Origin of the sequence: Lentilactobacillus sp. TOM.63 (assembly GCF_030361045.1) — a bacterium.
Lineage (GTDB): Bacteria > Bacillota > Bacilli > Lactobacillales > Lactobacillaceae > Lentilactobacillus > Lentilactobacillus dabitei.
The window spans coordinates 1-6523 of record NZ_JAUCAP010000104.1; the positions used below are offsets into that span (position 1 = coordinate 1).

Genomic DNA, 6523 nt, shown 5'->3' on the forward strand with positions numbered 1-6523 from the left:
CAAAACAAAAAGAGCCCTAATCACAAAGTGATTAGAACTCGAATTTAGTTTCACCAACAACAGTTGACGAAGAGCCGGAAAATCCCCTTGAGCCTCTATTTGTTTATCCATAAAATTCACATCAACGTTCGGGCACATACCACCAGAATAACAATCATGATTGCTGCCATGGCCAGTAATTTGAAGCCATCATTTCTGGTATAATATCCATCTGGAAATTCTTCCCGTTTTTTGCGTAATATTTGTCGGTTAATATGTTGATTCATTTAGTTGACCACCTTATTGACTTGATGACTTATGATTTTCGCTATTCCGAAAGACCAGCCATTTGGACCAGAAATAATTGATTGCGATCACGATAATGTTTTCCATAATCTTAACCAAAATTTGATTTTGATGCATCAGCGTAATCCCAATCCAGAGCATCAAAAACTCTAAGAACAACGTTGCCAGACGACCGCTGAAAAACGAGACCATTTCCACTAAGTCACCCATTAATGATTTGGAGGGCGAGTGGAAGACGAATGCTTTATTGGTTAAGTAAGAAAAGAGAACACTTAAGATCCAAGCAATTGTCGCGTTAATGATATAGTTCCAACTGGTAAATTGGTGAAGGAACCAAAAGACCGCAACGTTGATAACAGTGGTTGCCACGCCCCAAAAAGCATAGGCAATCAGTTCCTCGTACTTATAATACAGTAATTTGAATTTCTCGATCATGTTAACGTTTCTCCGCGATCACAAATTTTGGTCGGTGCTTGGTTTCTAAGTAAATTTTGCCGATGTAGGTTCCAAGAATTCCCAGACTGAACAGTTGAACTCCACTGAGTAGCAGGATAATTGAGACCATTGATGCCCAACCATTGACTGAGCCACCAAAGAACATTGCCCGAATCACAACAAAAATCAGGCCCAAGATTGAGAGAAAACTGATAAAGCCACCAACAACTGTTGCAAGTTTTAAGGGAACATCTGAAAAGTCCACGATTGCTTCCATCGAATATTCAAAGAGTTGGAATAGTGACCAGGATGTTTTGCCAGCTGCTCTTGGGACGCCTTCGTATTCTAAGTATTTGGTTTTAAATCCGACCCAGGAAAAGATCCCCTTGCTGAAACGATTGTACTCAGGCAATTCCAGAACGGCATCGACATATTTGCGACTCATGAGTCGATAGTCACGGACATTTTGCTTCATTTCAACCTTTGACATTTTGTTGATGATTTTGTAGAAGCTAGCGGAAAGAAATGCCCTGATGAAATTCTGCTTTCGACTGGTCTGCACGCAACCAACCACATCATAATCTTGCTTGGGATCTTCTAAGATGTCGACCATCTGTAGCAACAATTCAGGTGGATCTTGAAGGTCAACGTCCATGACAGCCACATAGTCACCGTGGGCATTTTTGAGTCCGGCTGCAAATGCCGATTCCTTACCGAAGTTACGGGAGAATGAAATGTAATGAACTTCGTCTGGATGGGCGGCATTTAATTTGCGCATAACATCAAGGGTGCCATCGGCTGACCCATCGTTGATGAACAGATAGTCGGGCTTGTACTGTTCGTCGCGGGTTGCGTTTAGCTTGGCAAACACCTTTTCGGTCGTATCGTAAAAGAGTTCAACGGTTGGTTCTTCATTAAAACAAGGGACAATTAGACTGATCGTCTTCAAAATAAACCTCCAAAAATATGTCTAGTTTCATGCTAAAAGTGCTGGACTTATTTACAGCCAGCTTTGATTTCGTGTAAGATTGTTGGTAAGCTTAAATTTGCTTGGAATCAATCCGGCTCCGAAAATGATGAGCAGTGAACGACTTATGTAAAGATAATTTTAAACGTGATCCACTTTTTTTCATCAATACTCAATATTACATCAACAGATTATAACATATGCAAAACTGATAAAAAATAAGCGAATGTTAAGATTTAAACGGATTTGTTATAATAAAAGTCGAATAAGGGGAGTTTAAAAATGAAGCCAATCAAGGTTATGACCATCTTTGGGACACGTCCTGAAGCAATCAAAATGGCACCAATTATTTTATTAATGCAACAGCACCAAAATGAATTTCAGCCAATTACCGTTGTTTCAGCCCAACACAGAGAGATGCTGGATCAAGTCATGGCCGTTTTCCACATCAAGCCCGATTACGATCTGAATATCATGAAGCAAAATCAAACATTGAGTGACATTACGACTCGGGTCATTACCGCGCTGGACGCAATCATCACCAAAGTTCAACCGGATATCATTTTAGTCCATGGCGACACCACAACGACTTTTGCCGCCAGCATTAGTGCCTTTTACCATAAGATCAAGATTGGTCACGTTGAAGCGGGATTGCGGACATGGAATAAATTGTCGCCATACCCAGAAGAGATGAATCGACAGCTGACCGATGTTCTGGCAGACTTATATTTTGCACCCACTGAACTTAGTCGGCATAATTTGCTTAAGGAAAATCATCCCGATAATGAGATCTTTGTGACCGGGAATACCGCAATCGATGCTTTGAAACAAACAGTGACCCCAGATTACAAGCATTCAGTTCTCGATGAACTTCAGTCAAAATCGAAAATGATCCTGTTGACGATGCATCGGCGAGAAAATCAGGGTGAACCCATGCTGCGGACGTTTAAAGCCATCAGAGAAGTCGTCCAGACGCATCCAGGCGTTGAAGTTGTCTACCCGGTCCATTTAAGCCCAACCGTTCAAAAAGCCGCTCACGAAGCATTTGATGGGGTTGACGCCGTTCATTTGATTGCGCCACTTGATGTTTTGGACTTCCATAACATGGCTGCCCGTAGTTACTTCATTATGAGTGATTCAGGGGGTGTGCAGGAAGAGGCACCATCGCTTGGCAAGCCAGTGTTAGTGTTGCGGGATACGACGGAACGCCCAGAAGGAATCAAGGCCGGTACTTTGCGGCTTGTTGGAACAGATCCGAACGAAGTCAAAAAGCAAATGATCATGTTGTTGGATGACCCGAAGGAATATAAACGAATGGCAGAGGCCAAGAACCCCTATGGGGACGGTGAAGCGTCTGTAAGAATTTTAGCCGCTATCAAACAGGAATTAAAAGCCAAACAGGAATTACAATCGTAAAAGTGGGTTTGATATGAAATCAATGTATGAAAAAATTAAAAATTTCATCACAGTCCTCATCGGCAGATATTCATCCGGAAACGTATCGGATTCAGCTGCCGTTTTGGCGTTTTATTCACTTTTATCGATTTTCCCAATCTTCTTTGTGGCCGGCAGTTTGTTAAACCTCTTTCATATTCACATCCAAGAGGTTTCGGTGTATTTAGAGCCGATCTTTCCAGAGCGGGTGTACGCCTTGTTGGAGCCAGTGATTGACTCCACCTTACAAAGCGGGGGTGCCAGTCAATTATCTGTTGGTTTGATTGTGACAATTTGGTCTGCGAGTCGAGCGGTTGCGGCATTTCAACGAAGCATTAATAAAACTTACGACGTTGCTGAAAATCAGACGGCAATTGCCAACCGGATCATTTCGTTTATCTGGATGTTGGTGTTGATCTTGGCTGTTATGGTGATGATGCTGCTCTTTGCGTTTAGCCAAATGATCTTTAACTGGCTGAACCCAATCATCCACACGCCTGGTTGGATCATGCAATTAATTGCAACGGTTAAGTGGCCGATTACCATCGCAGTTGCCTGGTTTCTCTTGAGTCTGCTATTTTATTTCGTACCGACTGCCAAAGTGAAGTTTCGTTATGTTTGGGTAGGAGCCTTAGTGGCAACAATTGGCTTAATGTTATTGGTCCAAGGGTTTACTTATTATTTGAGATTCTTTGCCCGACGGATTGATACCTATAAAACGATTGGAACCTTCATTGTTTTAATGTTCTGGCTGGACTTTTCAGGGGTCATCATGTTATTTGGCGGGGTTTTAAACGCCACAATTCAGCAAATTTTTCTTGGGGATATTCAGGAGCAGCCGGATGCATTTGAACAGGTAATGAAACAAGCTCGGCGGATTGGTCGTCGCGGTGGTAAACGTCATCGACGGCACAAAAAAAGTGGCCGCACAAAAGGTTAGTTTTGTGCGGTCACTTACTGTCAAGTCGAATAATCGTCGTTAGGCTTGAACCTTGGCAATCAATTCTTTGGCAAAGGCATCCAGCTTGTTGATGTCGTCTTCGTCAGGTTCCAAGTTGATTTTGACATTCTCAGATCCCTTGGTGGCACCGGCTTGCTTGAAAGCTTCATCAAATTTGTCAACTGAGGTGTTGTAGTATTCTTCGTAGAAGGTATCACCCGAACCGGCCACCCCATAGATTTTACCTTTTAAGTCTAAGTCGGATAGGTCGTCGTAAAAGTCCGCGCCTTCTTCGGGTAGGGCACCTTCATCGTAGGTATAGGGACAGACAACACAAATATCAACATTTTCAAATGCGGATGGATCTGTTTGTGAAATTTCAGTTTCTTTAACGTCAACGCCATTATTTTCGAAATATTCAGTCACAATGTCAGCGATGTCTTCGTTGTTTCCGGTAATTGTTGCATAAACTACGTGAGCAGTAATCATAGCACGTCATCCTTTGTTTTAATTTAACCTTAGTATATCAAATTGAAATGGCAAAGTGAATTTAACATCGAAAGGCAGGGATTCCGATGGTTGAAAAAATTACCAAAATTGAAGCTCAAAAACGTGAGGGCCGCTTTAATATTTATGTTGATGGTCAATACGCGCTGCCAATGAGTGAGGAAGTTTTAATCAAATTTCGTGTGTTCAAAGGCATGGAAGTCGATAAAGATCTCATTGAGAAATTCAAGCACGCAGATGATCTGTCAAAATTACATAGCAAGGCGCTGAATTATCTGGCCCATAATCTGCGGACGGAATACGAAGTCCGAACGAAGCTGGCCGAGATTTCCGAGGATCCGGATGCCATTGACCGCGTGATTGATCAGCTAATTGACCAACGGTTGGTGAACGATGCCAAGTATGCGGAAAGCTACGTGCGGACCGTTGTGAGAGAAGAAAAGAACGGTCCGGATTGGATTTGTCGCCATCTAAAGGAAAAACGGGTCGCGAGTGACGCGATTGAAACGGCAATTGACCATGAATTCCCGGAAGATGAGGTTCTTCGAATCGGCGTTGAAGTGGCTAAAAAGCAACTGAAAATTCACCACCAAGACGCTGCCAAGATGGCGATTAACAAAACGAAAAATTTATTGATCCGGCGGGGATTCCCGTATGGCGATCTGGATCAGATTATGGATCAACTAGATACTGATACATTAGTTGGTGATGATTCTGAATTAATCGATCGATTTGCGGAAAAGTATTGGCAGAAATACGCAAAATTTGATGATTATGAACAAAGCCAAAAAACCAAACAAGCCCTGTTTCGAAAGGGATTTACCATGGATGATATTACGATTGCTTTGGAGAAGTTGGCTCGAAGTTAATTTCATTCGGAAAATACCCCCTATTCTGATATAATCATAATTGGATTGGTAACAATCGATGCTAATAGCTTAAATCAGAAAGTGGGTAGCACAAATGCCACGGATGCAAAGACTACCAAAAGAAGGGGACTTCATTGCGATTCAAAGCTATAAGCATGATGGAAGCTTGCATCGTATTTGGCGAGATACGATGGTATTAAAAACTGGTGAAGATTCACTAATCGGTTGTAATAATCATACTCTGGTTACTGAAGACGATGGACGTCATTGGGTGACGAGGGAACCGGCATTGGTGTATTTTCACAAACATTATTGGTTCAATGTTGTGGCGATGATTCGCGATGATGGCATCGCGTATTATTGTAACTTGGCCTCTCCTTATGTCTTGGATAAGGAAGCACTCAAATATATTGACTACGACTTGGACGTGAAAGTTTTCCCAGACGGTCGACGCAAGTTATTGGATGCGGATGAATATTTGGAATTCAGTAAGCGCTGGAATTATGGTCCAGAAATTGATCATATTCTAAAGCGCAATGTCCGGATTTTAGTTGACTGGATCAATAATGAAAAGGGACCTTTTTCAAAGGAGTTTGTTGCCATTTGGTACGAGCGCTATTTGGAACTGTCTCGTCAATATAAATGAAGATGACCTCAGAATGTAGATGATCACTGGTTGGCAATGGCTGACTGGTGATCATTTTTGATTGGGGATGTCAGGATGAATTACGTTCGTGCGGATTCTGGTAACCAAGGTGGAACGGTATTTGACTAAGTGGAAAACAGCCTATGGATCACTTGCCAGGCTAATGGGTCTATCGGTAACACCTGATATCCTGATTTCTACCGCTTGTCCGAGCACTCTATGGTACAATGGTTTCACACACAAAAATGAGTGAGGAGTCGATAATTTGCTTGAACGACTTAAAAATTCTTCCTTGATGTTTTGGTCAGCCGAAATTTTGATCGTCGTGGCCATCATTTGGGTTTGCACCAAAATCAGCTTTTTCTTTTGGCTCTTCGTCAACTGTTGTTGGTGAAACTAAATTCGAGTTCTAATCACTTTGTGATTAGGGCTCTTTTTGT

Annotated in this window: 8 protein-coding genes; 4 read left to right on the forward strand and 4 right to left on the reverse strand. The window is 42.1% G+C overall.

Going from position 1 to position 6523, the window contains the following annotated elements; genetic code table 11:
- Window positions 1–116 precede the first annotated feature (116 nt).
- Genes QUF07_RS12825 through QUF07_RS12835 form a run of 3 tightly spaced genes read right to left on the reverse strand, consistent with a single transcriptional unit; the run spans window position 117 to window position 1669 of the window.
- Window positions 117–266 (reverse strand): hypothetical protein, encoded by a 150-nt coding sequence (locus tag QUF07_RS12825; RefSeq protein ID WP_217163964.1) that lies wholly within the window; start codon window positions 264–266, stop codon window positions 117–119.
- 13 nt (window positions 267–279) lie between these two features.
- On the reverse strand, window positions 280–720 hold the full coding sequence (locus tag QUF07_RS12830) for a GtrA family protein (protein WP_217163963.1): 441 nt from the start codon (window positions 718–720) through the stop codon (window positions 280–282).
- 1 nt (window position 721) lies between these two features.
- Window positions 722–1669 carry a glycosyltransferase family 2 protein gene (locus QUF07_RS12835; protein WP_054748565.1) on the reverse strand — a complete coding sequence of 316 codons (948 nt, stop codon included), beginning with the start codon at window positions 1667–1669 and terminating at the stop codon, window positions 722–724.
- Between the two features lie 300 nt (window positions 1670–1969).
- On the opposite strand from QUF07_RS12835, the gene wecB reads away from it, so the two are divergent.
- Window positions 1970–3103, forward strand: a complete 1134-nt coding sequence (gene wecB / locus QUF07_RS12840) for a non-hydrolyzing UDP-N-acetylglucosamine 2-epimerase (RefSeq protein WP_217163961.1) — start codon at window positions 1970–1972, stop codon at window positions 3101–3103.
- A gap of 13 nt (window positions 3104–3116) precedes the next feature.
- Window positions 3117–4061, forward strand: coding sequence for a YihY/virulence factor BrkB family protein (locus QUF07_RS12845; protein WP_289427794.1), 945 nt, complete (start codon window positions 3117–3119; stop codon window positions 4059–4061).
- A gap of 39 nt (window positions 4062–4100) precedes the next feature.
- On the opposite strand, the gene QUF07_RS12850 is transcribed toward QUF07_RS12845, so the two are convergent.
- On the reverse strand, window positions 4101–4550 hold the full coding sequence (locus tag QUF07_RS12850) for a flavodoxin (protein WP_217163957.1): 450 nt from the start codon (window positions 4548–4550) through the stop codon (window positions 4101–4103).
- Window positions 4551–4636: 86 nt separating this feature from the next.
- Here QUF07_RS12850 and QUF07_RS12855 point away from each other — a divergent pair, with 86 nt between their 5' ends.
- A complete protein-coding gene (locus QUF07_RS12855) occupies window positions 4637–5437 on the forward strand; it encodes a RecX family transcriptional regulator (RefSeq protein ID WP_289427797.1) in 801 nt (266 codons plus the stop codon).
- Between the two features lie 94 nt (window positions 5438–5531).
- Window positions 5532–6083, forward strand: a complete 552-nt coding sequence (gene ntdP / locus QUF07_RS12860; RefSeq protein WP_217163953.1) for a nucleoside tri-diphosphate phosphatase — start codon at window positions 5532–5534, stop codon at window positions 6081–6083.
- Window positions 6084–6523: the final 440 nt, after the last annotated feature.